Origin of the sequence: Aquibium carbonis (genome assembly GCF_003970795.1) — a bacterium.
Taxonomy (GTDB): domain Bacteria; phylum Pseudomonadota; class Alphaproteobacteria; order Rhizobiales; family Rhizobiaceae; genus Aquibium; species Aquibium carbonis.
Genome location: NZ_RWKW01000157.1, coordinates 1 through 602, shown reverse-complemented (window position 1 = coordinate 602; position 602 = coordinate 1). Strand labels below are relative to the sequence as shown.

The following is a 602-nucleotide window of genomic DNA, read 5'->3' as shown; positions in this document are numbered from 1 at the left end:
TAGGGCTATCGCATTTGGCCGATGATTGATCTGGCGAAGGCGTCGGACCAGCCTGCTCGCTTTCGTTTTCGGCTGATGGCGAGTTTGGGTCTGGCGGTTCGCAGCAGGTTGAGGGTCAGTCGGCGTAGGATTGCGAGGTTTTCCGGGCCGTTGTCGGCGCGATTGCGGGCTGCGTCCTCGTCGAAGGTGACGTCGAGCACCCAATGCAGGCTGTTTTCGATGGCCCAGTGGGAGCGGACGGCGCGGGCGAAGCGTTCGGGCGTGAGACGGGCGGAAGAGAGATAGTAGCGGATGGACGGCGCGCCGTCGTCGCGCACGGCCTCGACGCAGGCAAGGGTGGCAAGACCCCGCATGGTGGGAGCGCCCGGCTCGGCACGGTCGCCGAACAGCCAGTCGACGCACTCGGTCGTGCGGTGGCGGCGCGTCTCGATGCGTCCGTGGTCGGCGTCCGTGGTCTGGAAGCTTTCGAGCGGCTCCGGCGGGTCGGCGAAGAAGGCTGCGACGGCCTTCAGCATCGCCGGGCGGTTGGCCTTGAGCGCGAACAGGTAATCGCCGCCACGGTCGAGGACGAGTTGCGCCGTCTCGGCCTGGGCATGGATGGC

The 602-nt window shown here is 67.3% G+C and carries 1 protein-coding gene; it reads right to left on the bottom strand.

The annotated features are described in order from the left end of the window. Positions 1-5: 5 nt before the first annotated feature. Positions 6-602: ISAs1 family transposase (locus EJC49_RS25050; protein ID WP_126702653.1), on the bottom strand; the 597-nt coding region annotated here is incomplete at its 5' end.